At 71.1% G+C, this 22,533-nt stretch carries 23 protein-coding genes and 1 pseudogene; 6 read left to right on the top strand and 18 right to left on the bottom strand.

The annotated features are described in order from the left end of the window. Positions 1–14 precede the first annotated feature (14 nt). Positions 15–1,208, top strand: coding sequence for a lactonase family protein (locus ABT004_RS04340; RefSeq protein WP_351331307.1), 1,194 nt, complete (start codon positions 15–17; stop codon positions 1,206–1,208). A gap of 54 nt (positions 1,209–1,262) precedes the next feature. Here ABT004_RS04340 and ABT004_RS04335 read toward each other — a convergent pair whose 3' ends face one another. Further along, positions 1,263–1,616 carry an MmcQ/YjbR family DNA-binding protein gene (locus ABT004_RS04335; RefSeq protein WP_351331306.1) on the bottom strand — a complete coding sequence of 118 codons (354 nt, stop codon included), beginning with the start codon at positions 1,614–1,616 and terminating at the stop codon, positions 1,263–1,265. Beyond that, positions 1,613–2,007, bottom strand: a pseudogene (locus ABT004_RS04330) (MmcQ/YjbR family DNA-binding protein). The gene ABT004_RS04335 and the pseudogene ABT004_RS04330 overlap by 4 nt, the downstream one beginning before the upstream one ends. An 88-nt stretch (positions 2,008–2,095) precedes the next feature. Here ABT004_RS04330 and ABT004_RS04325 point away from each other — a divergent pair. Further along, positions 2,096–3,034, top strand: a complete 939-nt coding sequence (locus tag ABT004_RS04325) for a helix-turn-helix domain-containing protein (protein WP_351331305.1) — start codon at positions 2,096–2,098, stop codon at positions 3,032–3,034. Here the strand turns inward: ABT004_RS04325 and ABT004_RS04320 are convergent. Beyond that, the gene (locus ABT004_RS04320) at positions 3,024–3,659 is read right to left on the bottom strand and encodes a DUF1345 domain-containing protein (protein ID WP_351331304.1); all 636 of its coding nucleotides are present in this window, start codon (positions 3,657–3,659) and stop codon (positions 3,024–3,026) included. The genes ABT004_RS04325 and ABT004_RS04320 overlap by 11 nt on opposite strands. A 127-nt stretch (positions 3,660–3,786) precedes the next feature. On the opposite strand from ABT004_RS04320, the gene ABT004_RS04315 reads away from it, so the two are divergent. After that, positions 3,787–6,291 (top strand): ATP-dependent Clp protease ATP-binding subunit, encoded by a 2,505-nt coding sequence (locus ABT004_RS04315; protein WP_351331303.1) that lies wholly within the window; start codon positions 3,787–3,789, stop codon positions 6,289–6,291. 52 nt (positions 6,292–6,343) lie between these two features. Here the strand turns inward: ABT004_RS04315 and ABT004_RS04310 are convergent, their stop codons facing one another. The 13 genes from ABT004_RS04310 to ABT004_RS04250 all read right to left on the bottom strand — a co-directional run bounded on the left by ABT004_RS04310 (position 6,344) and on the right by ABT004_RS04250 (position 18,056). Continuing rightward, positions 6,344–7,213 (bottom strand): urease accessory protein UreD, encoded by an 870-nt coding sequence (locus ABT004_RS04310; RefSeq protein ID WP_351331302.1) that lies wholly within the window; start codon positions 7,211–7,213, stop codon positions 6,344–6,346. After that, entirely contained in the window at positions 7,213–7,917 is a 705-nt protein-coding gene (gene ureG / locus ABT004_RS04305) for an urease accessory protein UreG (protein ID WP_451187720.1), read from the bottom strand. Before ureG ends, ABT004_RS04310 begins: the two co-directional genes overlap by 1 nt. 34 nt (positions 7,918–7,951) lie before the next feature. Beyond that, positions 7,952–8,686, bottom strand: a complete 735-nt coding sequence (locus ABT004_RS04300; RefSeq protein ID WP_351331301.1) for an urease accessory protein UreF — start codon at positions 8,684–8,686, stop codon at positions 7,952–7,954. Between the two features lie 17 nt (positions 8,687–8,703). After that, on the bottom strand, positions 8,704–10,416 hold the full coding sequence (locus tag ABT004_RS04295; protein WP_351331300.1) for an urease subunit alpha: 1,713 nt from the start codon (positions 10,414–10,416) through the stop codon (positions 8,704–8,706). Then, positions 10,409–10,738 carry an urease subunit beta gene (locus tag ABT004_RS04290; protein ID WP_351331355.1) on the bottom strand — a complete coding sequence of 110 codons (330 nt, stop codon included), beginning with the start codon at positions 10,736–10,738 and terminating at the stop codon, positions 10,409–10,411. The genes ABT004_RS04295 and ABT004_RS04290 overlap by 8 nt, the downstream gene beginning before the upstream one ends. 173 nt (positions 10,739–10,911) lie before the next feature. Continuing rightward, positions 10,912–11,214 carry an urease subunit gamma gene (locus tag ABT004_RS04285; protein WP_351331299.1) on the bottom strand — a complete coding sequence of 101 codons (303 nt, stop codon included), beginning with the start codon at positions 11,212–11,214 and terminating at the stop codon, positions 10,912–10,914. A gap of 174 nt (positions 11,215–11,388) precedes the next feature. After that, positions 11,389–11,901 (bottom strand): nuclear transport factor 2 family protein, encoded by a 513-nt coding sequence (locus ABT004_RS04280; RefSeq protein ID WP_351331298.1) that lies wholly within the window; start codon positions 11,899–11,901, stop codon positions 11,389–11,391. Further along, complete coding sequence (locus ABT004_RS04275; RefSeq protein WP_351331297.1) at positions 11,898–13,364, bottom strand: FAD-dependent oxidoreductase; 1,467 nt, start codon at positions 13,362–13,364, stop codon at positions 11,898–11,900. Before ABT004_RS04275 ends, ABT004_RS04280 begins: the two co-directional genes overlap by 4 nt. Further along, the gene (locus tag ABT004_RS04270) at positions 13,357–14,190 is read right to left on the bottom strand and encodes an SDR family NAD(P)-dependent oxidoreductase (RefSeq protein WP_351331296.1); all 834 of its coding nucleotides are present in this window, start codon (positions 14,188–14,190) and stop codon (positions 13,357–13,359) included. Before ABT004_RS04270 ends, ABT004_RS04275 begins: the two co-directional genes overlap by 8 nt. Then, positions 14,187–14,648, bottom strand: coding sequence for a nuclear transport factor 2 family protein (locus ABT004_RS04265; RefSeq protein WP_351331295.1), 462 nt, complete (start codon positions 14,646–14,648; stop codon positions 14,187–14,189). Before ABT004_RS04265 ends, ABT004_RS04270 begins: the two co-directional genes overlap by 4 nt. After that, positions 14,645–15,460, bottom strand: coding sequence for an SDR family NAD(P)-dependent oxidoreductase (locus tag ABT004_RS04260; protein WP_351331294.1), 816 nt, complete (start codon positions 15,458–15,460; stop codon positions 14,645–14,647). The genes ABT004_RS04265 and ABT004_RS04260 overlap by 4 nt, the downstream gene beginning before the upstream one ends. Then, complete coding sequence (locus ABT004_RS04255) at positions 15,457–16,803, bottom strand: MFS transporter (RefSeq protein ID WP_351331293.1); 1,347 nt, start codon at positions 16,801–16,803, stop codon at positions 15,457–15,459. Before ABT004_RS04255 ends, ABT004_RS04260 begins: the two co-directional genes overlap by 4 nt. A gap of 53 nt (positions 16,804–16,856) precedes the next feature. Continuing rightward, on the bottom strand, positions 16,857–18,056 hold the full coding sequence (locus ABT004_RS04250; protein WP_351331292.1) for a homogentisate 1,2-dioxygenase: 1,200 nt from the start codon (positions 18,054–18,056) through the stop codon (positions 16,857–16,859). Between the two features lie 72 nt (positions 18,057–18,128). Between ABT004_RS04250 and ABT004_RS04245 the strand changes: the two genes are divergently transcribed. The 3 genes from ABT004_RS04245 to ABT004_RS04235 all read left to right on the top strand — a co-directional run bounded on the left by ABT004_RS04245 (position 18,129) and on the right by ABT004_RS04235 (position 20,977). Beyond that, the gene (locus ABT004_RS04245) at positions 18,129–18,986 is read left to right on the top strand and encodes a hypothetical protein (protein WP_351331291.1); all 858 of its coding nucleotides are present in this window, start codon (positions 18,129–18,131) and stop codon (positions 18,984–18,986) included. Between the two features lie 70 nt (positions 18,987–19,056). Continuing rightward, entirely contained in the window at positions 19,057–20,265 is a 1,209-nt protein-coding gene (gene fahA / locus ABT004_RS04240) for a fumarylacetoacetase (protein ID WP_351331290.1), read from the top strand. Positions 20,266–20,287: 22 nt separating this feature from the next. Further along, positions 20,288–20,977 carry an IclR family transcriptional regulator gene (locus tag ABT004_RS04235; RefSeq protein WP_351331289.1) on the top strand — a complete coding sequence of 230 codons (690 nt, stop codon included), beginning with the start codon at positions 20,288–20,290 and terminating at the stop codon, positions 20,975–20,977. Positions 20,978–21,045: 68 nt separating this feature from the next. Here ABT004_RS04235 and ABT004_RS04230 read toward each other — a convergent pair whose 3' ends face one another. After that, complete coding sequence (locus ABT004_RS04230; protein WP_351331288.1) at positions 21,046–21,708, bottom strand: GntR family transcriptional regulator; 663 nt, start codon at positions 21,706–21,708, stop codon at positions 21,046–21,048. Positions 21,709–21,788: 80 nt separating this feature from the next. Beyond that, entirely contained in the window at positions 21,789–22,514 is a 726-nt protein-coding gene (locus ABT004_RS04225; protein WP_351331287.1) for a maleate cis-trans isomerase family protein, read from the bottom strand. Positions 22,515–22,533: the final 19 nt, after the last annotated feature.

Raw genomic sequence — 22,533 nt, 5'->3', positions numbered from 1 at the left:
ACGGGACCTCCCCGATGAGCAGACACCCGCACATCCCACGGGACGCCGGCACCACACCCCGGCGCCCCGCTCGCAGATCCGTCCTGACCGCGCTCACGGCGTCGGCGGCGAGCGCGGCACTCCTGCCGTCCACGGCCGCACACGCGACCGCCCGCCGAACGCCCACCGACCTGCTCTACGTCGGCACCTGGGGGCAGCCGGAGGTGCACGCGATCCGCTTCGACCCCGAGCGCGGCGCGATGACACCCCTCGGCAAGGTCGCAGCGGTCACTTCCAACTGGGTGGCCACACACCCACACCGCCCCGTCCTGTACGTCGCGGGCAGCGAACAGGGTGGTGTCATCCGGACCTTCCGCATCGACACCACCACCGGAGCGCTGGATCAGCTCGCCGAGACCTCGACCGAGACCGTGCCGACCGGCAGCGGCGGCCTCTCCTACCTCGCTCCAACGCCCGACGCGGCAACTCTGCTGGTCGCCGACTTCGCGACGGGCTCCGCCGTGACTCTGCCGATCGACGGGGCCGGCCGGCTCGGCCCCGTGGCCTCCCGCGTCCAGGACACGGGCTCCGGCCCCAACCCCCGCCAGGCGGGCCCGCATGTGCACCACGTCGTCATCGACCCGAGCCACCGGTACGCCTTGGTGTCGGACTTCGGCGCCGACCGCGTCTTCGTCCGCGCGTACGACCCGCACACGCGCCACATGTCCGCGGTCACCAACTCCTATGCCACGCAGCCGGGTTCGGGGCCGCGACGGCTGGCCTTCCACCCCCGGGGCCGCACGGCCTACGTCCTCAACGAACTGACCGCGGACATCGAGTCCCTGTCCTGGGACCCCGGAACGGGAGCTCTGACACCCCGCCAACGCCTGACCACGAACGCGCCGGGACACACCAGCACCACCAGCGCAGCCGAACTGGCCATCAGCCGCGACGGACGCCACGTCTACGTCTCCAACCGCGGCGACAACGCGCTGGTCGCCTTCTCGGCCGACCCCAGGACCGGCCTGCTCACCGAGGTACAGCGCCTGCCCTGCGGCGGCGTCACGCCGTGGAGCTTCACGCTGCACCCCGGCGGGCGTTGGCTGTTCGTCGCGAACAAGGCGAGCGGCACAGTCAACCTCTTCCGTGTGCACCCGGGTTCGGGACACCTCACCGACACGGGCGCGTCCGCGCCCGTCCCCAACCCCGACTGCATCGCCATCCACTGACGGTTCGTGCCCCACCGGAGCTTGCGGAGCAGGCGCCGGTGGCCGCGCCGAGGCCTACCGGGCCAGCGGCAGCCGATCGACGACCAGGTCGTAGGAGTCCTCGACCGCTTCGGTGATCAGCCGCTTCGTGATCCCGGGGCCGGGCCCCAGTGAGATCCAGTGGCGCTTGTCGAGGTAGCGGCCCGGTGTGATCGAGGCATGGTGGCGCGCTTTCGTGCGGGCGAGTTCGGGCTCGCACTTGACCGTGATGATCTGTTCGGCCGGGTCGTCGGTCACGATCAGGAACACCTTGCCCGCAACCTTGTACACGTCGAGTGCCGGAGTGAAGGGGTAGCCGTGACTGACGTCGGGGAGGGCCAGGGCCACCCGGCGGGCGGTGTCCTGGAGACGTTCACCGGCCGCGCTCACCGGGACACCCGCGTGCGGGTGCCGTAGGTGTGCGGGTCGACAGGCCGCTCGGCCCTGGGCAGGTGGGCGACGCCGAGCCGGTAGGAGTCGGCCACGACCTCCCTGACGAGCACCTCATCGACACCCTCTCCGCCCTCCACAGTGATCCAGTACTTCTTGTTCATGTGGTAACCGGGGGTGATGTGGCTGTACCACTCCCGCAGGGCATGGGACTCACCGGGGTCCGCCTTGAGGATCACGACGGGCCGCCCCGGAACTTCGGTCATCAGCATGAACACCTTGCCGCGCACCTTGTAAACCTCCAGTCGGGGCCGAAGGGGTGCTCAAGTTGGGCTCCGGGGAGTTCCTCGGCGTAGTCGGCGGCGACCTTGTGCAGGGTCGATCCGTTCATGGGTAGCGAGCCTTCTCAGGTGATGACGGGGGGGGCGCCTCCCATTCTTCCGCCGAAGCAGACAAAGAGGGCAGTAGGCTGCGGACACATGATGGTCGACAAGCGACACTTCGAACCCCACGGCCAGGCCGGACCGCCCACGATTCCGCTGTACGGATTCCAGCCCCCGGTCGGTACTCCCTACGGCCTCGAGGTGAGCACCGTCGAGGACCTCTTCGCCGAGCACGAGGACTGGCCGTGGAACCCGCCCCGTCCGGGCCGTGCCACCTTCCACTACCTCATCGCGGTCACCGAGGGTGAGCTGCGGCACGACGTCGACCACATCACGCGGACCGTCGCCCCCGGCCAGTGGCTGTGGGTGCGTCCCGGGCACGCGCAGCGCTGGCATCCGCCCGGCGCGGCCCGCGGCCCGTTCATCCTGTTCGAACCGGACGTACTGCGGCCCGACCTCGCCCGACTCCTGGCCCCGATCACCGCGCACGAGGCCCCCGCGGTGCTCAGCCCGCACCCCGACGACGCCGCCTGGCTCCGGCAAACGGCACTCCAACTCCTGGACGAACAACGCGCGTTGGGGCGCCGCCCCCTCGACATCCACCACGCCCTGCGGCGCAGCCTGCTCGAATCACTGCTGCTGCGCCTGGCCGACTCCCCGGGCATCGCCCCCATCGGCACAGCCACGGCCGGCACCAGCCGCACCGACAGACACCGGCGCTTCGTGGACGCCTTGGAGCTGCACTTCCGCGAGCTGCACCAAGCCGCGGACTACGCCGAGTTGCTCGACTGCTCGGTCCGCACCCTCAGCCGCGCCACCCGGGACGCCACCGGCAAAGGGGTGCGTGAGCTCATCGACGAGCGACGCCTCCTGGAAGCCCGGCGCCTGCTGGGAGCTGCGCAGTGGGACGCCCGGAGCGTGGCCGCCCACCTCGGCTTCACCGACCCCGCGAACTTCGGCCGCTTCTTCCGCGACCGCACCGGTCTCACCCCGACCGCATTCGCGGCCCGCGGGCAACATCCGGTCAGCCCGTGACCATGCCCGCGACCAGGTTGATGACGGTGGCCAGCAGGCTCGTGCCGAAGAGGTAGGACAGCAGCGAGTGCCGCAGCACGACCGACCGGATCACCGAGCTGGAGACGTTGGTGTCGGACACCTGGTACGTCATGCCGAGGTTGTAGCTGAAGTAGAAGAAGTCCCGATACGCCGGAGGTTCCTCGGAGTTGAAGTCGATGCCGCCCGAGAGGTCCTGGTAGTACAGGTAGGCGTAGCGCGCGGCGTACATCAGGTGCAGGGCCGCCCACGCCATGAACACCCCGCCCAGCGCGACCGCCGCCGCGACGTTGCGGGCGCCGGAGCCGTGCAGGAACAGCAGCACCACGATGGCTCCGAGCCCGCACAGCGCGGTGCCGACCACCGCGAACTCCTCGGTGACGGGGGCGAAGTCCTCACGCCGTGCCTCGCGGCGGGTGGCGGCGGCGTCCATCGGCCACAGCACCAGCCAGCCCGTGACCACGAAGACCAGCTCCGCGGCGGCGATGCCGGTGAGGATGCCCAGAGGTACGCCGACCGGAATGCCCACGGCCACCGCGGCCACAAGGCCGATCCCCACGGAGACGGCCAGGCGGGGAACCGCGGATGTCGGCAGCCAGGCACTCATGGCTCGCACACTAGACGGATCGGTGTCGCCACGCCCCCGCCCTTTGTGCGGCCGGACAAAGATCAGCTTGCGGGGACCCAAGGGCAGGGGTTGGCTGGGACGAACCCATTGCGCACCTGGAGTCACCATGTCGATGTCGCCGTTCGGGTTCGGCCCCTCGGACCCTTTCAGTGAAATGTTCAACCGGTTCTTCGGTACGTCCCCCGCGAGCTCGCCGCCCGCGGTGCAGCGCGTGCCCATCGGGCGGCTGCTCACCGAGTCGTCCCAGGAACTGCTGAACCTGGCCGCGCAGAAGGCGCACGAGGACGGCACCTCCGACCTGGACACCGAACACCTGCTGTGGGCGACGACCAAGGTGCAGCCGTCGCGCCGGGTGCTCGAGCAGGCCGGCGTCGACCCCGACCGGCTCGCCGAGGAGATCGCCAAGGTTTTGCCGCAGGAGGCCGGACAGCCGTCCGCGGAGCCGGGGCTCACCCCGGCGGCCAAGCGCTCACTGGCTGCCGCCCACGCCCAGTCGCAGGCGGCCGGCGTCTCCTACATCGGGCCCGAGCACATCCTCGGCGCCCTGCTCTCCGACCCGGCGACGGGGGCCGCGCGGCTGCTGAGCGCGGCGGGCCTCGACCTGAACCGGCTGACGAACGCCTCGGAGCAGGCGACCCGGGCGGACAACGGCGGCGGCAGTGCCGGCAGCGGTGCGACGGGGGCGTCCACGACGCTCGACGAGTTCGGGCGCGACCTCACCGAGGAGGCCAAGGCCGGCAAGCTCGACCCGGTCGTCGGCCGGGCCGAGGAGATCGAGCAGACCGTCGAGATCCTCTCGCGGCGCTCCAAGAACAACCCGGTGCTGATCGGTGAGCCCGGAGTCGGCAAGACCGCCATCGTCGAGGGCCTCGCGCAGCGCATCGTCGCGGGCGAGGTGCCCGACACCCTCAAGGGCAAGCGGGTCGTCGCCCTCGACATGTCCGGGATGGTGGCGGGGGCGCAGTACCGCGGTCAGTTCGAGGAACGTCTGAAGAAGGTCATCGAAGACGTCCAGAACGCGGGCGGCGACATCATCCTGTTCATCGACGAGCTGCACACCGTCGTCGGCGCGGGCGCCACCGGCGAGGGTTCGATGGACGCGGGCAACATGCTCAAACCGGCCCTGGCGCGCGGCGAGTTGCACGTCGTCGGCGCCACCACCATCGACGAATACCGCAAGCACATCGAGAAAGACGCCGCGCTTGAGCGCCGCTTCCAGCCCGTACTCATCCCGGAGCCCACTGTCGAGGAGACCGTGCAGATCCTGGAGGGGCTGCGCGACGCGTACGAGGCACACCACCAAGTGCGTTTCGCCGACGGCGCGTTGGCGGCTGCCGCGGAGCTGTCCGACCGCTACATCAGCGACCGTTTCCTGCCCGACAAGGCCATCGACCTGATGGACCAGGCGGGCGCCCGGGTGCGGCTGCGCACGGCGAGCCGGTCCACCGAGGTCGTCGAGCGCGAGGACCGGATCGCCAAGCTGACCCGCGAGAAGGACCAGTCCGTCGCCTCGGAGGACTTCGAAAAGGCCTCCGAGCTGAAGAAGCAGATCGCCGAGGTCGAGGGCGAGGTAGCCGGGATCGAGGAGCGCCGCGAGGGCGTGGTCTCCGTGACGGCCGACGACATCGCCGGCATCGTCTCGCGCCGCACCGGCATTCCCGTCGCCCAGCTGACCGCCGGCGAGAAGGAGCGGCTGCTGAAGCTGGAGGAGGAGATGCACGCCCGCATCGTCGGGCAGGACGAGGCCGTCACCGCCGTCTCGCAGGCGGTGCGCCGCAACCGCGCGGGCATGGGCGACCCGAACCGTCCCGTCGGTTCCTTCCTCTTCCTCGGCCCGACCGGCGTCGGCAAGACCGAACTCGCCAAGACCCTCGCGGAGTTGCTGTTCGGCGACGAGAGCCGCATGGTCCGCTTCGACATGAGCGAGTTCCAGGAGAAGCACACCGTCGCACGTCTGGTCGGTGCCCCTCCCGGCTACGTCGGCTACGACGAGGCCGGCCAGCTCACCGAGAAGGTGCGCCGCCAGCCCTACAGCGTGGTCCTGTTCGACGAGGTCGAGAAGGCGCACCCCGACATCTTCAACACGCTGCTGCAGATCCTCGACGACGGCCGGCTCACCGACTCCCAGGGCCGCACCGTCGACTTCCGGCACTGCGTGGTCATCATGACGTCGAACATCGGCGCCCACCGCATCCTCGCCCACCGGGGCGACGCCGCGGAGCTCAAGGACGAGCTGATGGAGGAGCTGCGGGGCCGCTTCCTGCCGGAGTTCCTCAACCGCATCGACGACATCATCGTCTTCCACAGCCTCACCGAGGACGACCTTGGCGAGATCGTCGACCACCTGCTGGCCCAGAGCGAGCACCGGGTGCACGCGCAGGGGCTGAACCTGGAGGTCACCGAGGCCGCCAAGAAGCTGCTCATCGCGCACGGCCACCAGCCGGAGTTCGGCGCCCGTCCGCTGCGCCGCACCATCCAGACCGAGCTCGACAACCGCATCGCGTCCCTGCTGCTCGCAGGCGAGGCCGAACCGGGTGACACGATCGTCGCCGACGTCCAGAACGACACCCTGCACTGCACGATCCGTACGAGCACGGACACACGCCAGTGATGAACGTGTTGTGCGCGATCGGCGAGCACAACACGCAGAGCGACCAGCCCATCTACGTGGATGCCGCCGAAACCGAAGCCGCGTCGGCGTCATGCACCGGCAGCGCGTCAAGGCGGGTCAGACAGGCGTCCAGTTGGTGGCGCAGCGCGGCCGAGTCCGGGGCGAGTGCGGCGGCGAGAACGGCGGGGCCCGAGAGGGGGAAGAGGGCGGCGCCGTCCGCTGCGTGTACCGCGGGTTTCTGATCGGGCCGGTGGGCCCACAGGGGGTCGACGACGAGGACGGAGCCGAGGGCAGTGCGGCCGCCGGTGACGGCCGGTCCGTGCCAGCCGGGGACGTCGGGGCCGAGGGCGAGTTCCTGGTCGTGGAGCGGGCGGCCGTCGAGCTGGACGCGCAGTCGTTGGCGCACGGTGCCGGGTGTTTCGCCGTGCCGGCCGAGCAGCAGTTCCTCGCGTACCAGGAGCCGGGCGCCCGGGGCGAGGTCGATGCGGGTGACGAAGTGGTGGTCGCAGCGGTGGGCGGCGATGACCGGTTCCGGCAGCCAGACCAGGGTTGCGTCGCGGCCCACGGACATGGTCGTGGTGACGTGGCAGGGCTCGGCGTGCGGGCCGGGCAGGGCCACGGTCGCGGACACGTCCCGCAGGACGAGGGCCGCGCCGGGGCCGACGTCCACATGCAGCCGGAGGTCGTCCCCGCCGAGCGGGCCGCCGGTTCCGGCGGCCCTGGACACCCGCGCGGTACCGGGCCCGGCCAGGTTCCACCGGCCGAGGGGGGTGGGACCTGTGGCGATCGCGGGGCGCAGCAGCAACGGGCCGTCGGATCGCAGCCGCGCGATCCTGCTGGGGCGGCACCCGGTGGCCCGGCCCGCGCCGTCCGCACCGTCCGCGCCGTTCGCGGTCACCGTGAGCCGGGCGTCGGCGCGCATCAGCGGACCGGGACGCCGAGCAGTTCGCGTACCCAGGTGGCGACGGCCGTGGCGGCCGGGTCGTCGGTGAGAGAGGTGAACAGGACAGGGAGGTCGCCGCGTTGTACGCGGGCATCCCGGTCCATCACGTCGAGATCGGCACGGACCTGAGGGGCGAGGTCGGTCTTGTTGATGACGAGGAGATCGGAGCGTGTGACGCCGGGACCGCCTTTGCGGGGCACCTTGTCCCCGCCCGCCACATCGACGACGAAGATCTGACGGTCGATCAGGCCGTAGCTGAAGGTGGCGGTGAGGTTGTCGCCACCGCTCTCGACGAGGACGAGGTCCAGGGGCGCGAGACTGCTCTCCAGGTCGTCGATCGCTTCGAGGTTGGCGGAGATGTCGTCGCGGATGGCGGTGTGCGGACAGCAGCCGGTGGCGACCGCGCGGACGCGCTCATCGGGCAGTACGCCGTGCCGGAGAAGGAAGTCGGCGTCCTCAGTGGTGTAGATGTCATTGGTCACCACGGCGAGCCGTACGTCCGCGCTCAATGTGCGGCACAGGGCGGCCACCAGAGCGGTCTTGCCGGAGCCGACCGGGCCGCCGATGCCGATGCGCAGGGCGCGGGCGCCACGCTCGGACAGCGGGCCGGCCGGGTGGTGGTCCTCGGCGCCGTGGACGTGCGGCGGTGCGGTGTCGGGGCCCGTCGACCGCTCTTCGGGCAGATCGGCGACGGGGACGTCGGGGCGTGTGGTGTGGTCAGGATGCAAAGAGACGCACCTCCCAGGTGGCATGGCGTTCGGCGGACAGGTCCAGTAGCGGGGAGCCGTGGGCGGGAAGATCCTCGGGGAGGGCGTCACGGTAGGTGGTGCCCTCGGTGGCCACGGTTTCCAGCAGGGGGCCGAGGCGGGCGAGCACCTCGTACACGGAGAAGGGGTCCAGGCCGAGCAGCCGGATGGCCGCGGTGGCCGGACCGAGCACCGCGTCGTGCGCCGCGGACCAGGCCGCGGCCCTGGGGCCCAACTGCGCGGCGGCGGCGACCGCACCGAGCGCGATGGGCTGGTGGGTGCCGCGTGGCGCGATGGCGGCGAGTGCCTCCAGGACGGGATGCGGCCAGACACGGCGCCCCGAGCGCAGGAGCTGCCGGCCGAGCGTACGGGACGCCGCGCGGAGAGCCGAGGACGGTGTCCGGGCGTCGAACTCCGCATCCAGTGCACTGAGTCGGTCCCCGGCCGGGCCGTCGAGTGTGTCCTGAGCCGCTGCCGCGCAGCCGGCCGCCGCGAAGGCCGCGGCGATCCGACCGACTGTCGCGGCCCGACCCTTGAGGAAGAGTTCCAGCGCGGCAGGGTCCTGTACGCCTTCCAGCGCGACGATCGCTTCCAAGCCGCCGGAGTGGGCGTGCGCACCCGCCGGGAAACGTCCGTCGGTGAGCAGGAGCAGGGCTCCCAGCGGGTGGCATCCGCTGTCCGGTCCTGCCGTTCGGTCCGTGTCCATGTTCCGGTGCGCCCCGGTCAGAACAGGAAGTACCGCTGGGTGAGCGGTAGTTCGGTGGCGGGTTCGTGTTCGATGAGCTCGCCGTCGACGTGTACGGCGTAGGTGTCGGGGTCGACGTCGATGCGGGGCAGCGCGGTGTTCTCCGGCAGGTCGTGCTTGCCACGGCCCCGTACGTCGGCGACCGGGACCAGCGGCCGGGTGACGCGCGGGAGCCGGTCCGCGAGACCCGCTTCGATCGCGGCAGGCGAGACGAAGGCGACGCTGGTCGAGGTGGCGGACGGGCTGTGGGCGTTGTAGCCGAGACGGGGCAGCACCGGATGCGGCGTGGGTACGGACCCGTTGGGGTCGCCGAGCGCGGCGACGGCGGCGACGCCGCCCTTGAGGACCATGGTGGGCCGGACGCCGAAGAGGGCCGGCTGCCACAGGACGAGGTCGGCCATCTTGCCCGGTTCGACGGACCCGACCTCGTGCTCCAGGCCATGGGCGACCGCGGGACAGATCGTGTACTTGGCAACGTAACGGCGGGCGCGGTGGTTGTCGGCGCGTCCGTCGCCCGGTAGCGGGCCGCGCAGCCGTTTCATGCGGTCGGCGGTCTGCCAGGTACGGATGACGACCTCGGCGACGCGCCCCATCGCCTGCGCGTCCGACGACATGATCGACAGCGCGCCGAGATCCTGCAGTACGTCCTCGGCGGCGATGGTGCTCGCCCGCACGCGGCTCTCCGCGAATGCCAGGTCGTTGGGCACCTGAGGGTTGAGGTGGTGGGCGACCATCACCATGTCGAGGTGTTCGGCGACGGTGTTGCGGGTGAAGGGGCGGGTGGGGTTGGTCGAGGCGGGGAGTACGTACGGTTCGCCGGCGATGCGGATGATGTCCGGCGCGTGCCCGCCGCCCGCTCCCTCGGTGTGGAACGCGTGGAAGGTGCGACCGCGGACCGCGGCGAGCAGGTCTTCCACGAAGCCCGCCTCGTTGAGGGTGTCGCTGTGGATCGCGACCTGGACTCCGGCCGCGTCCGCCACGGTCAGCGCGGCGTCGACGGCGGCGGGCGTGGCGCCCCAGTCCTCGTGCACCTTGAAGCCGCCCGCCCCGCCGCGCAGTTGCTCCCACAGTGCTTCGTGCGACACGGTGTTGCCGCGGGCGAGGAAGAGCACGTTGAGCGGCCATGGCTCGAAGGACTCCAGCATGCGGGCCAACCACCATGAGCCGGGGGTGGCCAGGGTCGCCATGGAGCCCTGAGTGGGGCCGGTGCCGCCGCCGACGACGGTCGTGGTGCCGGCGGCGAGCGCCTCCTCGAACATGTCCGGGCCCACGAAGTGCACATGGGTGTCGATGGTGCCCGCGGTGAGGATCATGCCGTTGCCCGCGGCGATCTCGGTGGACGGGCCGATGACCAGATCAGGGTGGACCCCGTCCATCGTGTCGGGATTTCCCGCCTTGCCGAGTGCGACGATCCGCCCGTCCCTGATGCCCACGTCGGCCTTGACCACACCCCAGTGGTCCAGCACGACGGCTCCGGTGATGACCAGGTCCGGGGTGCCCTCACCGCGCGTCGCGCGGGACTGGCCCATGGACTCACGCACGGACTTGCCGCCGCCGAACACCGCCTCGTCGCCGCCGACGCACCGGTCCTCCTCGACCTCGATGAACAGCTCCGTGTCGGCGAGCCGGATGCGGTCCCCCGCAGTGGGCCCGAACGCCGCCGCGTACTCCTCGCGCGAGACCTCAGTCATGGTCTTCTCCCTCAGTGGCGTCCAGTGGGCCGCCGCATGCGCCACGCAGCCCCGGTACGATCCGCCGACCTGAGATCTCCACCAGCGGAACGTTCACCACGGCTCCGGGCTCGAAGCGCACGGAGCCACCGGAGAGCACGTTGAGCCGACGCCCCCACGCCGCGCCGCGGTCGAACTCCAGCGCGGGGTTGACCTCCGCGAAGTGATAGTGCGAGCCGACCTGGATGGGCCGGTCACCGGTGTTGATCACGCGGAGCGTCAGCACGTCCTTCCCGGCGTTGATCGTCACCGGGCCGTCTCCGTACAGGACTTCACCGGGCACGGTCGGCAGGTCCAGGTGCGGCTGCCGCCCGGTGTAGTGCTGTCGCGGCGCCTGCCGCTCGCCGGTTCCGGCGCGCCGCGGCGGGCTGGGAGCGTTGGGACCGCTGCTCGTGTGACGGGGCTCGCCACGCGGTCCCGCACCCCCGGGATCGTCGCTGGGGTGCTCACCGCGGGTCATGAGATCGGTCCGGTCACCGTGATGAGCTTGGTGCCGTCCGGGAACGTCGCTTCCACCTGGAGCTGCGCCAGCATCTCTGGCACCCCGTCCATGACATCGTCCCGGCTCAGCACGGTGCGCCCGGCCTCCATCAGGTCGGTGACGGTGCGTCCGTCCCGGGCGCCCTCCAGGAGGAACGAGGTGATCAGCGCCGTGGCCTCAGGGAGGTTGAGCCGCAGACCTCGGTCCTGGCGTTCCGCTGCGAGCTTGGCGGCGGTATAGATCATCAAGCGCTCGCGCTCGTGCAGTGTCAGCAGCACCTGTGCACTCCGTGGTCGATGGCGGCGTCTGCCTGCCATGTCACACTCGGCGCGTCCCGATCCGGCCCCGCCACGCCCGCCCGCGTGGCAGGTGTGCCCGACCGGACCAGTGCGGTGCGGCGGGGTGCGTGCCGTGGCCCCGGGAGCCGAGCGGTTCCCGGGGCCGCCGCTCCCCTACGTCGATACGTCCGCGCGATGTCCCCGCGTGTAGACGGGATCGGCCCCGTCGCGCCGCGAGGCGACCCACGTCGGGTCGAGGGCGTCGGTCAGGGAGACGGTCCGCGATTCGTCGAAGACGACGACCCGGTCCGCGATACCCCAGGTGCCGTCGCGCCGCTCGAAGCGGTCGACGTAGCGGCAGCGGATGATCGCCAGGTCCTGTTCGCCGCCGGGCTCGGTGGGTGCCTGCCGCAGGAAGCACAGGCAGTAGGACTCGACGTCGGCGCTGTCCTCCCCGGTGAACTCCACCAGTACGTTGGAGATGAAGTGCTGGGAGGAGTCGATGGTGCGGTGCCGGTCGCGGATGTCCTCGACGAGTCCCGCGGCGTCCCCGGTATAGGCCCCGTGGACGTCGATCGCGTCGTCGAAGTAGCAGGCCGCGATGGCGTCGTGGTCCAGTCGGTCCACCGCCCGGGCGTAGCGGAACAGGACGTCCTGGATCTCGAACCGGTCGTCGGCGCGGCTCATGCGGGGGCCTCCTCGGCGCGGGGTGACAGGTCGGCGGCGCGTGCGGCGGCCTCGCGGCCGGCGACCCGGCCGAGCACCAGGGCGTGAGCGACGGAGTTGCCGCCGCCGACGTAGCGTTCGCCGAGGATTCCGCCCGCGGCCTCACCTGCGGCGTACAGGCCGGGGACGGATCGGCCGTCGGTGCCCAGCACTCGGGTCGAGGCGTCGATCTCCAGGCCGGTGTGGGTGCAGACCAGTTCGGCGGGGAGCATGCGCACCGCGAAGAACGGACCGGTGGCGATCGGCGCGATGTGCGGGTCTGCGCCCTTGGCCGCCAGCGACTCGTGGCGCAGGAAGTCCGTGTCGTGGCCCGCGGCGAACAGTTCGTTGAAGCGGCCGACGCTCGCCGTCAGGTGCGTCGCGGGGACGTCCATCAGGCCCGCGAGCTCCTCCAGGGTGTCGGCACGCAGCACGACGCCCTTGGCGACCTCCTCCTTGATGCGGTCGGCGGTCCAGTCGGCGTAGCCGTCGGGCAGTGCGGTGCGGGCGGTGTCGTCGAACACCGACCAGACCCAGCCGCCGTGGTCCTTGAGGATGCCGGGGCTGACCGCGTACGGGGCGTCCTCGTCCATGCAACGGCGGCCGTCGGGACCGACGTTGATGCGGGAGGCGGGCGGGAATCCGCTCTGCCAGTGGTGGTAACGCTGGAATTGGGCGGTCACCAGGAGCAGTCCCCAGCCCTGGCCGAACAGGGCCAGGTCGTGCCGCTCGGCGAGGCCGACGTGGTCGCCCCGCGAGCCCGGTGCGGCGACCACGAACAGGGCGTCCCCGGCGATCTCGGCGTCGGGGAGGAACCGGCGGACGAGGTCCGGGTCGGCCGCGACGCCGCCGCTGGCGATGACGACGGCGGGCGCGGTGGCCTCCTCGCCGTCGAGGACGACGCCGCGGACGACGCCGTCGCGGACCACGAGGTCCTCGACACGGCTGCCGAGCGCCAGGTCAACGTCGAGACGGGCGCGGGCCTTGTCGAGCACCTGGACGAGCCCGTAGCCCTGGTCCTTGGGCACGTGGCCGCGCCAGACGTCCTCCACTCCGGCCCGGGTGAGTCCCGGTTCGTGGGCGCTGTGCGAGACCTGGGCGGGTATCTCGACGCCGAGGTCGAGCAGCCAGTCGACGACCGCGCCGGACTCCTCGCAGAACATTCGCACCGGGCCCGGCCGGACCCGCCAGCCGTTGAGGTCCATGTAGTGCTGGAACATGCGCAGGGGCGAGTCCTCGACGCCGAGGCTCTGTTGGACGCTGGTGGCGGAGGCGGTCAGGAGTCCGGCGGACAGCTGGGTGGAGCCGCCGATCTCGTCCTCGGACTCCAGGAGCAGCACGCGCGCGCCGGCCTGGGCGGCCGAGACCGATGCGGCGAGTCCGGCGCCGCCTGCGCCGACCACGATGACGTCGTAGTCGTACGCCCCGTTGTCGGGCTCAGACATGCTGCGAGCCTCCGTCCACCGGGATGTTGGTGCCGGTGATGTACCGGGCGCTGTCGGAGAGCAGGAAGTAGAGGGCGGCGAACACCTCCATGGGGGCGCCGATGCGGCGCAGCGGGACCGTGGTGAGTGCCCGGTCCATCGCGGCGGGGTCCTCGCGGACCCAGCGGGTCATCTCGGTGTCGATGAAGCCGGGCGCGATCGAGTTGGCGCGGATGTTGTCGGGGCCGAGCTCGACGGCCATGCACGTGGTGAGGTGCTTCACCGCGGCCTTCGAGGAGTTGTACGCGGCGCGGGTGGGCCGGGCGCGCACGGCGGCGACCGAGGCCATGTTGACGATGGCGCCGCCGCCGACGGTGCGGAAGTGCCGGGCGGCCGCCTGGCCGCCGTAGACGACGCCGTTGACGTTCACGCCGTAGGTGAGGGCGAGTTGCTCGGGCGAGATGTCGGTGAACTCGGCCTGCGGGAAGACACCGGCGTTGTTGACCCACAGGTCGAGCCGTCCGAACTCGCGCAGGGCGGCGGCGACCATCGCGTCGCCGGCGGCCGGGTCGGTGACGTCGGCGCCGACCCCGACGACGCGGCCCGCGCCGTCGACACCCGCAAGATTGGCGTTGATCTTCTCGGCGACGGCGGCCATCGCCTCCTGGTCGAGGTCCGCGCCGACGCCGTTGACGCCGCGGCGCGCCAGCTCTTCGAGGAAGAGTGCGCCCATGCCGCGTCCGGCGCCGGTCACGACGACGGTGCGGCCGGCCAGCTCGGGGTTGAGGGCGGGCAGGGCGTCGTAGTTGACGCGGCCCGGGTTGTCGGCGGGCGTCTGGGTGGTCACGAGTGCTCCTTGAGATGCGGTGCGTGTGCTGCGGGCCCGTCGCCGTCGCGCGTCACGCGGCGGCGTACGAGCCTCAGGTCTGCGGGGTCCCCGGGGGCGCGGCGCAACCGGTCGTCGATGGTGGTGACGCGGTCGATGCGGGCGGCCCCGGAGGCGAGGTCGTGGGTGGTGACGATGAGGAGGTTGGCGCGGACGTCGTACGCGCCGGGGCGGTCTCCGGGCCGGACCAGCACGTTGGTGATGACGTGGTGCAGGTGCGGCGCCGCGGCGTGCAGGTCGCGGGCGAAGGCGACGAGTGCGGCGCGGCCGGTGACCGGTTTGTCGTATGTCGGGGAGTCGAATTCCCCGTCGGCGGTGAACGTGTCGGCCCAGGCCTCGGCGTCACCGGTGTCGATGGCGTGCGACTGGGCGGCGTAGAGGTGCTGGACCTCCAGGAGGGTTTCGAGCAGCGGGGTCACGGCTTCGCCTCCAGGCCCGCGAGGATGCGGTGGTAGAGCCCGCCGGACGTCAGGCCGCCGTCGACGACCATCTCCTCGCCGGTGATGTACGCGGCGTCGTCGGACAGCAGGAACGCGACGACGCGCGCCATCTCCTCGGGGGTCGCGAGGCGCCCGGCCGGGACGGAGCGCAGGCTCTCGTCGACGAAGGAGGTGTCGGCGGCCTGGTGCAGGAGCGGTGTGCCGGTGAGGCCCGGGTGCAGCGAGTTGACGCGGATGCCGTGGGCGGCGAGTTCGAGCGCGCCGACCTTCGACAGGCCGCGTACGCCCCACTTGCTGGTGCCGTACGTGGCGGAGAAGTAGCCGACCATGCCGGCGATGGAGGAGATGTTCACGACGGCCGCGCCGCCGTCCTGGGCGCCGCGCGTCAGGGCGGGGGTGAGTGTCTTGAGGCCGTAGAAGACGCTGGACAGGTTGATGTCCATGACGCGGCGCCACTGCTCGACGGTGGTGTCGGCGATACCCGCGCGCAGGCTGACCCCGGCGTTGTTGACCAGGCCGTGCAGCGGTCCCGCGGCCTCGATCTCGCCGGCCAGTGCGCCCCACGATTCGGGGTCGGCGACGTCGAGCCGGACGGCCCGTCCCGATCCGCCGGCCGCGGCGAGTTCGGGGACGAGTGCCTCGGCGGCGTCCGTGTCGAGGTCGGCCGCCCAGACGTGGGCTCCTTCGGAGGCGAGCGCGAGGCAGTCGGCCCGGCCCAGGCCCCCGGCGGCGCCGGTCACCACGACCGAACGTCCTTGGAAGCGGCGGCCGTTGGCCGGTTGGGGGGTCACAGTTCCAGCTCCGTCCCGCGGGTCTCCTTGAGGAAGAAGGTGGCCACGAAGGTCATGAGCGCGGTCGCGATGAGGTAGCCGGCCGGCGCGAGGTTGTTTCCGGTGACGTTGATCAGCAGCGTGGCGATGAAGGGTGCGGTGCCGCCGAGCGCCATGTTGGTGACGTTGTTGCTCATGGCGATGCCGCTGTAGCGGTAGCGCGCCCTGAAGAGCTCGGCGTACGCGGCGAACGAGACACCGTTGACCAGTCCGATGAAGAAGGTCAGCGAGGACTGGGCGAGGATGGCGAGCACCGGGCCCGCGTCGCGCATCAGCATGAACGCCGGGAGGCCGATGATCGCGGTGATGCCGCTGCCGACGAAGAACACGGGCCTGCGGCCGACGCGGTCGCCGACGTATCCGGCGATCGGGAGGCTGATCACGGCGACGACCATGGCGATGCAGGTGGACGTGAACGCGAAGTCGGCCGAGTGTCCGCCTTCGGTCTGCAGGTAGCTGGCGGCGTACACACCGGCGACGTAGTAGCCGCCGACGATCAGCGCGCCGAGGAAGATGACGAGGACGATCTCGCGCCAGGCGTTCACGAACACGTCGGCGATGGGGTACTTCGCGACCTCGACGGTGTCGCTCTCCTGGACGGCCTCGAATTGCTCGGTCTCCGGCAGCTGGCTGCGGATGTACAGGCCGATGACACCGATGACCACGCTGAGCAGGAACGGGACGCGCCAGGCCCAGTCCTGCAGGGTCTGCTCGCTGACACTGGAGGTCAGCAGCAGCGCGACCAGGGAAGCGACCAGCGAGCCGAGGTAGGTGCCGGTGTTGACGAACGAGGTGTGGAACGCGCGGCGGTGTGTCGGGGCGTGCTCGGACACGATGGCGTTCGCGCCGCCGAGTTCACCGCCCGCCGCGAAGCCCTGGACGCAGCGGCACAGCACCAGCAGAACCGTCGCCCACAGGCCGAGGGTGGCGTACGAGGGGATGAGGCCGATAGCGGTGGTGGCGACGGCCATCAGCAGGATGGTCCAGGTGAGCGCCTTCTTGCGGCCGTACTTGTCGCCCATGTGACCGAAGAGGATGCCGCCGGGGGCCCGGAGAAAGAACGCCACGGCGAACGCGGCGAAGGTCGACAGGAGCGCCGTGTTCGGGTCGCTCGCGACGAAGAAGTGCGCCGCGACGAAGGTGGCCATGTAGCCGTAGATGCCGAAGTCGTAGTACTCGACGACGGTTCCGAGGATCGCCGCTCGGATGACCTTCAGGGTGGCGCGGGGACTCTCGCCGGACGGTGGCGACGAGGCGGCCGTCGCCTCACCCGTCGACGTCGGGTCGGTGGCCAGGTTTTCCATGGGTCGGTCCTTTGGGAAGCGCTGAGCTGGTGGTCGATCGCCCGTCGGGTTGCTCACGCCTGCCGCCCCGCCCAGGCCCAGGCGTACCGCTGGTCGTCGACGGCCCGTCCGCCCTCGCCGAGTTCGAGGGGGCGGAAGGTGTCGACCATGACCGCGGACTCCTCGAAGTACTCGGCTCCGAGGGAGGCCTCGATGGCCGCGGGCTGCGGGCCGTGGGCGTGGCCGCCCGGGTGCAGGGAGAGGGAGCCGATCCCGATGCCGGAGCCCTTGCGGGCCTCGTAGTCGCCGCCGACGTAGAACATGACCTCGTCGCTGTCCACGTTGGAGTGGTAGTACGGCACCGGGACGGCCAGCGGGTGGTAGTCCACCTTGCGCGGCAGGAAGTTGCAGATCACGAAGTTGCCGCCCTCGAAGACCTGGTGCACGGGCGGCGGCTGGTGGATCTTGCCGGTGATCGGCATGTAGTCCTCGATGTTGAACGTGTACGGGTACAGGCACCCGTCCCAGCCCACGACGTCGAACGGGTGCGTGTCGTAGACGAGTCGAGTGCCGACCACTCCGCTCGGGCCGCCGCGGTGCTTGACCAGCACCGCCACGTCGCGTCCCTCTTCGAGATGGGTCCCGGTCGGTCCGTGCAGGTCACGCTCGCAGTAGGGCGCGTGCTCGAGCAGCTGCCCGTACTTCGACAGGTAGCGCTTGGGCGGGGCGATGTGGCTGTTCGCCTCGATCGGGTAGAGGCGGCTCGGCCCGTCCGTGGTGTCGGGGACCCAGCGGTGCGTGGTGGCACGCGGCAGGAGCACGTAGTCGCCCGCACGGTAGGGCAGCACGCCGAACACGGTCTCGACGACGCCCGCGCCCGCCTCGACGTAGACGCACTCGTCGCCGATCGCGTTGCGGTAGAGCGGCGAGGCCGTGCCGGTCACGACGTACGAGATGCGTACGTCGTTGTTGCCGAGCACGAGGCGGCGGCCGGTGACAGCGTCGACGTTCGCGGCCTTGTCCGCGTCGAAGAGGTCGTGCAGCTTGAGATGGCGGGGCTTGAGCGGGTGGTTGGGAGCCGTTGACTGGTCGGTGGGCTCCCAGACCTCACTGGCGACGATCGCCGACGGGACGCCGCGGTGGTAGAGCAGCGACGAGTCGGAGGAGAACCCCTCCTCCCCCATCAGCTCCTCGTAGTAGAGCCTGCCCGTCTCGTCACGGAACTGCGTGTGCCGCTTCTCCGGCACGGTGCCGACTCGACGGTAGTACGCCATAACCCCTCCGCCTTAACCGATAAGCGAACACCGGTGTTCGCATTTCGATGATCCTCAGTTAGGGTGTGGCGCATGTCAATACCCCTCGTCTTCCGACATCTCGTGGACGACGCCGCGGTCTTCCCTCCCGGACTGGCCCCGCTGCCGCGTGCCGTGACCGAGCACGCCGGGCATCTCGCGTCCGCGCACGCCGATCTCGTCGGCCCGCTCGTCGTCGCCGCGGCCGACCTCGACGACCTGGCCCGCCTCGCCGAGCCCGGCCTGTTCCCGGCGGGCCTGCGGGTGAGTGTCGTGGCCGGATGCGCGGCCGTCCCTGCCGTACTTGACACCATCGCCGCGACGGACCGAATCGTTCTCGCCGCCCTGGAACTCAAGCCGGACCCGACGCTTGCCGTGGCCGCGCAGTTCGCCGAGCTGTCCTCGTCTTCCTCGGTGGACTTGCCCGCCACCGTGTACGTCGAGGTACCGCGCCCCGGCCACCGCGAGTGGGAGCAGGTCCTCGCCGCGGTCGCCCGGCACGGCTTCCGGCTGAAGTTCCGTACGGGAGGCACCGAGGCCGCCGCGTTCCCCACCGAGGACGAGGTGGCGGCATGGGTCCACGGGGCGGTCGTCGCGGGGGTTCCCTTCAAGTGCACGGCCGGGCTGCACAACGCGGTCCGGCACACGGGCCGTGACACCGGCTTCGAGCACCACGGCTATCTCAACGTCCTGCTCGCCGCGGCGCGGGCCCGCGCCGGAGCCACGCTGCCCGGCATCCGGGCAGCGCTCGCCGAGCGCGACCCGGACACGGTGGCCCGCGAGGTCGGCGCGCTCCCCGCGTCCGAGGCGGCGGACGCCCGGTCCGCGTTCACCTCGTACGGGTCCTGCAGCGTCCTCGAACCGCTCGACGACCTGGTCGCCCTGCGCCTCCTGGCCCCGACCTCCGCCTGATCCCTCCCGAGCCACCACATGCGAGCCACCATCTCCCGAGCCACCACGGAACTCCGAAAGGGCCCCACACATGACCACCCCACCCACCACCTGGGTCGAGGCCGCGGCCGGCAGCGCGTACGACGTCGACAACCTCCCCTACGCCGTCTTCTCCACCGCGGACTCCGGCCGTCGCGTGGGCGTCCGGATCGGTGACCACGTGCTCGACCTGGGCGCCGCGGCTTCCGCCGTGGGCCACGAGTGGACTGCACTGCTCGACGCCCCCGCGCTCAACCCGCTCATGGACGCCGGCGCCGCGACCTGGGCGGCTGTGCGCTCCTGGACGGTCGAGCTGCTCACGGACACCACGTACCGCGACCGCGTGCGGCTGGTGCCGCTGGCCGACGCCACCCTGCACCTCCCGTTCGAGGTCGGCGACTACGTCGACTACTACGCGTCCGTCGACCACGCCACCAACGTCGGCCGGATCTTCCGCCCCGACGGGGACGCTCTGATGCCCAACTGGCGTCACCTGCCCGTCGGTTACCACGGCCGTTCCGGCTCCATCGTCGTCTCCGGCACCCCGGTGCACCGCCCCTCCGGCCAGCGCAAGGCCCCGGCCGACCCCGCGCCCACGTTCGGCCCGTCGCTGCGCCTGGACATCGAGGCGGAGCTCGGCTTCGTCGTGGGCCGTTCGGTGCCGCTCGGGCAGCGGGTCGCTACCTCGGAGTTCGCCGAGACGGTCTTCGGTGTCACCGGAGTCAACGACTGGTCCTCCCGCGACATCCAGGCCTGGGAGTACGTGCCGCTCGGCCCGAACCTCGGGAAGTCCTTCGCCACCACCATCAGCGCGTGGGTCACGCCGCTGGCCGCGCTCGAGCACGCGCGCGTGGACCTGCCCGGCCAGGAACCGGCCGTTCTTCCGTACCTACGGGAACAGGGCCCCTCGGGCTACGACATCGCTGTGGAGGTCGAGGTCAACGGCACCGTCGTGGCGCACCCTCCGTACTCCTGCATGTACTGGTCGCCCGCGCAGATGCTGGCCCATCTCACCGTCAACGGCGCCTCGTTGCGGGTCGGCGACTTCTACGCCTCGGGCACCATCTCGGGCCCTGAGGAGCACCAGCTCGGCTCGTTCCTCGAACTGTCCTGGGGCGGCAGGAAGACGTGGACCGCGGGCGGCGAGGAGCGCACGTTCCTCGAGGACGGCGACGAGGTCGTCCTGCGCTACTCGGCGCCCGGCGCCCGGGGGCGCATCGGCCTCGGCGAGGTCCGTGGCAAGATCCTCCCCACCGTATAGCTCTCATTCGCAAGGAGGTGCCGTGGCAGTGGCGCACGATTCCGACAGCGGCGGCTCGCAGACCCTCGAACGCGGATTGACCATCCTCGTCGAGCTGAGCCGCCATCCCGAAGGGCTCAACACCAGCCAGGTGGCGGCCGCGACCGGGTTCCACCGCTCCATCGCGCACCGCCTGCTCGTCTCGCTCCAGCGCAAGGGGTTCGCCTCGCGCGACGACGACGGCCGCTACGTCGTGGGCCCGGCCGTTGCCGGGCTGCTCGGTGGCACCGGTCCCAACCTGCGGGCCATAGCCGAACCCGTCCTGCACCGTCTCGCGCGCCAACTCGACGCCACGGCAAGCCTGGTCGAGGTCGTCGGCACGGCCGCCGTCACCACACTCGTAGCCGAGCCGCCGACCGACGGACCGCTGTTCTGGTACCGCCGGGGCAGCCGCGACCCCCTCGACCGCGGCGCCGGCGGCCTCGCCGCCCTCGCCTCCGGTCCCCCGGACCCCTCCGAACCGGACCGCATCCAAGAGATCCGCGAGGCCGGCTACGTCGTCACGCACTGCGAGGTCAACGTCGGCGCACACGGCATCGCGGCCCCGCTGCCCGGCTGGCCGGTCCGCGCGGCGGTCAACATCGTCACGGCCGACCCCTCACTCGCGGACAAGGCGATCCCGCGGGTTCTGGACGCGGCTTCGGCGATCGGGGCGCTGAAGGATCACCTTTGAGCTCCTAGGGCGTGTTTCGAAAGTCCCGTCTGCCTCGCGGGCGGACGACGCTACTTTCGAAACACGCCCTAGGCGAACCCCAGGCCATGAAGTGCCGCCTCCGCGCCGTGTTCGACGTGCATCCCGGCGATCGCGCGGATCGCTGTGACATCGCCCGCGGCCATGTACGCCAGGAGGCGCTGGTGTTCGTCGTCGCTTTGGATGATCCGTTCCTCGATGTGTGCGGCATTGAGGAACCTTTCGCAGCTGTTCCAGAGGATGCGTGCCATCCGCTGAAGCGCGGGTGACTCCTCGATGCTCTCGAAGACGGCGAAGTGGAAGGCCTGGTGCGCCGTCAGGTACTTCTCCCGGTTCTGGTCGGAGTGGATGACGTTGCTCAGAGCGTCGTACCGGGTCGCCATCAGCCGGGCCGTCGCCTCGGGACGCTCGGCGGCGGCCCGTTCGGCGGCGGCCACCTCAACCGTCTTCAGCAACATGAACGAGTCGACGACGTCGAGCCGGACGATGTCCGAGACGAACGCGCCCCGCTGGGGGTAGGTGACGGCGAGGCCCTCGGCATGGAGTTCACGCAGGGCCTCCCGCAGCGGTACCCGGCTCACGTCGAGTTGTTCACTCAGTGCGTCGAGCCGCAGCGGAGTCCCGGGCTTGAGCTCCCCCAGGACGATTCTTCGGCGGAGTGTCTCGGCGACGTAATCCGTGCGGGTCGCCCGCCCACTCGTGCTTCGTGACATGAACCGAACCCTACTCAGCGGCGTTGCCCCGGACGGGGCCGAGCCCGGTGTATCCGGCGGTGTGGTCGTGGGCGGGCACTTCAGTCGGCGAGCAGCGCTCCGGCACCGGGGACACGGGGTTCCAGACCGAGTTCGGTGAGGATGCGGTGGGTGGTGGCGGTGGCCGCGGAAAGCACCGGCAGACCGATCTCGTCCTGCACCGGCTGGATCGACGCCAGTGACGGCATCTGCACGCACGCGGAGAGCACCAGCGCCTCGGCACGGGACAGGTCCAGCCTCCGGTGGTGCTTGCGCAGGTCCGCCGGGTCCAGCCGGGCCACGGCGAGGTTGTCGGGCACCTGCAGCGACAGCGAGTCGACGACCTCGACCCCGGCGTCGGTGAGGTAGGCCACCACGGCCTCGGTCAGCGGCTCCATGTACGGGGTGATGATGGCGACCCGGCGCACGCCGAGGGCGGCGATGCCGGACAGCAGCGCTCCCGCGCTCGACACCACGGGTGCCTGCGAGCCTTCGGCACGCAGGACGTTCGTGATGTCCTCCTCGGCGGTGCAGTGGTACCCGGGGCCCTGGGCCATGATCGCGACGAGGCAGGCGGTGGCGACCACGTCAGGACGGGCGTCGGCCAGCTCCGCCGCGGCCCGCCGGGCCTGCGTGTTCATCGCTCGTAGTTGCTCGGGGGTCACGTGCTGCATCCGGGCCCGGGCGGCGTGGAACGTGAAGCGCTCGCCGGGGATCACGGCTTCACGCGCCGCCAGCATCCGCGGCAGCTCGGTCTCCATCGTCAGGTTCGACGACGGGACGATCATCCCTACACGGTGGTCGCGG

The sequence above is a fragment of the Streptomyces sp. NPDC002790 genome (assembly GCF_040295505.1).
Classification (GTDB): domain Bacteria; phylum Actinomycetota; class Actinomycetes; order Streptomycetales; family Streptomycetaceae; genus Streptomyces.
This window is presented reverse-complemented; position numbering and strand designations above follow the sequence as displayed.

What these genes read in the sequence shown, in the direction of transcription:
- ABT004_RS04320 (WP_351331304.1), bottom strand. Translation starts at nt 3,659, where the DNA reads ATGAGTGCCTGGCTGCCGACATCCGCGGTTCCCCGCCTGGCCGTCTCC.
- ABT004_RS04275 (WP_351331297.1), bottom strand. Translation starts at nt 13,364, where the DNA reads ATGTCTGAGCCCGACAACGGGGCGTACGACTACGACGTCATCGTGGTC.
- ABT004_RS04255 (WP_351331293.1), bottom strand. Translation starts at nt 16,803, where the DNA reads ATGGAAAACCTGGCCACCGACCCGACGTCGACGGGTGAGGCGACGGCC.
- ABT004_RS04315 (WP_351331303.1), top strand. Translation starts at nt 3,787, where the DNA reads ATGTCGATGTCGCCGTTCGGGTTCGGCCCCTCGGACCCTTTCAGTGAA.
- ABT004_RS04250 (WP_351331292.1), bottom strand. Translation starts at nt 18,056, where the DNA reads ATGGCGTACTACCGTCGAGTCGGCACCGTGCCGGAGAAGCGGCACACG.
- ABT004_RS04230 (WP_351331288.1), bottom strand. Translation starts at nt 21,708, where the DNA reads ATGTCACGAAGCACGAGTGGGCGGGCGACCCGCACGGATTACGTCGCC.
- ABT004_RS04295 (WP_351331300.1), bottom strand. Translation starts at nt 10,416, where the DNA reads ATGACTGAGGTCTCGCGCGAGGAGTACGCGGCGGCGTTCGGGCCCACT.
- ABT004_RS04225 (WP_351331287.1), bottom strand. Translation starts at nt 22,514, where the DNA reads ATGATCGTCCCGTCGTCGAACCTGACGATGGAGACCGAGCTGCCGCGG.
- ABT004_RS04340 (WP_351331307.1), top strand. Translation starts at nt 15, where the DNA reads ATGAGCAGACACCCGCACATCCCACGGGACGCCGGCACCACACCCCGG.
- ABT004_RS04300 (WP_351331301.1), bottom strand. Translation starts at nt 8,686, where the DNA reads ATGGACACGGACCGAACGGCAGGACCGGACAGCGGATGCCACCCGCTG.
- ABT004_RS04325 (WP_351331305.1), top strand. Translation starts at nt 2,096, where the DNA reads ATGATGGTCGACAAGCGACACTTCGAACCCCACGGCCAGGCCGGACCG.
- ABT004_RS04280 (WP_351331298.1), bottom strand. Translation starts at nt 11,901, where the DNA reads ATGAGCCGCGCCGACGACCGGTTCGAGATCCAGGACGTCCTGTTCCGC.
- ABT004_RS04245 (WP_351331291.1), top strand. Translation starts at nt 18,129, where the DNA reads ATGTCAATACCCCTCGTCTTCCGACATCTCGTGGACGACGCCGCGGTC.
- fahA (WP_351331290.1), top strand. Translation starts at nt 19,057, where the DNA reads ATGACCACCCCACCCACCACCTGGGTCGAGGCCGCGGCCGGCAGCGCG.
- ABT004_RS04310 (WP_351331302.1), bottom strand. Translation starts at nt 7,213, where the DNA reads ATGCGCGCCGACGCCCGGCTCACGGTGACCGCGAACGGCGCGGACGGT.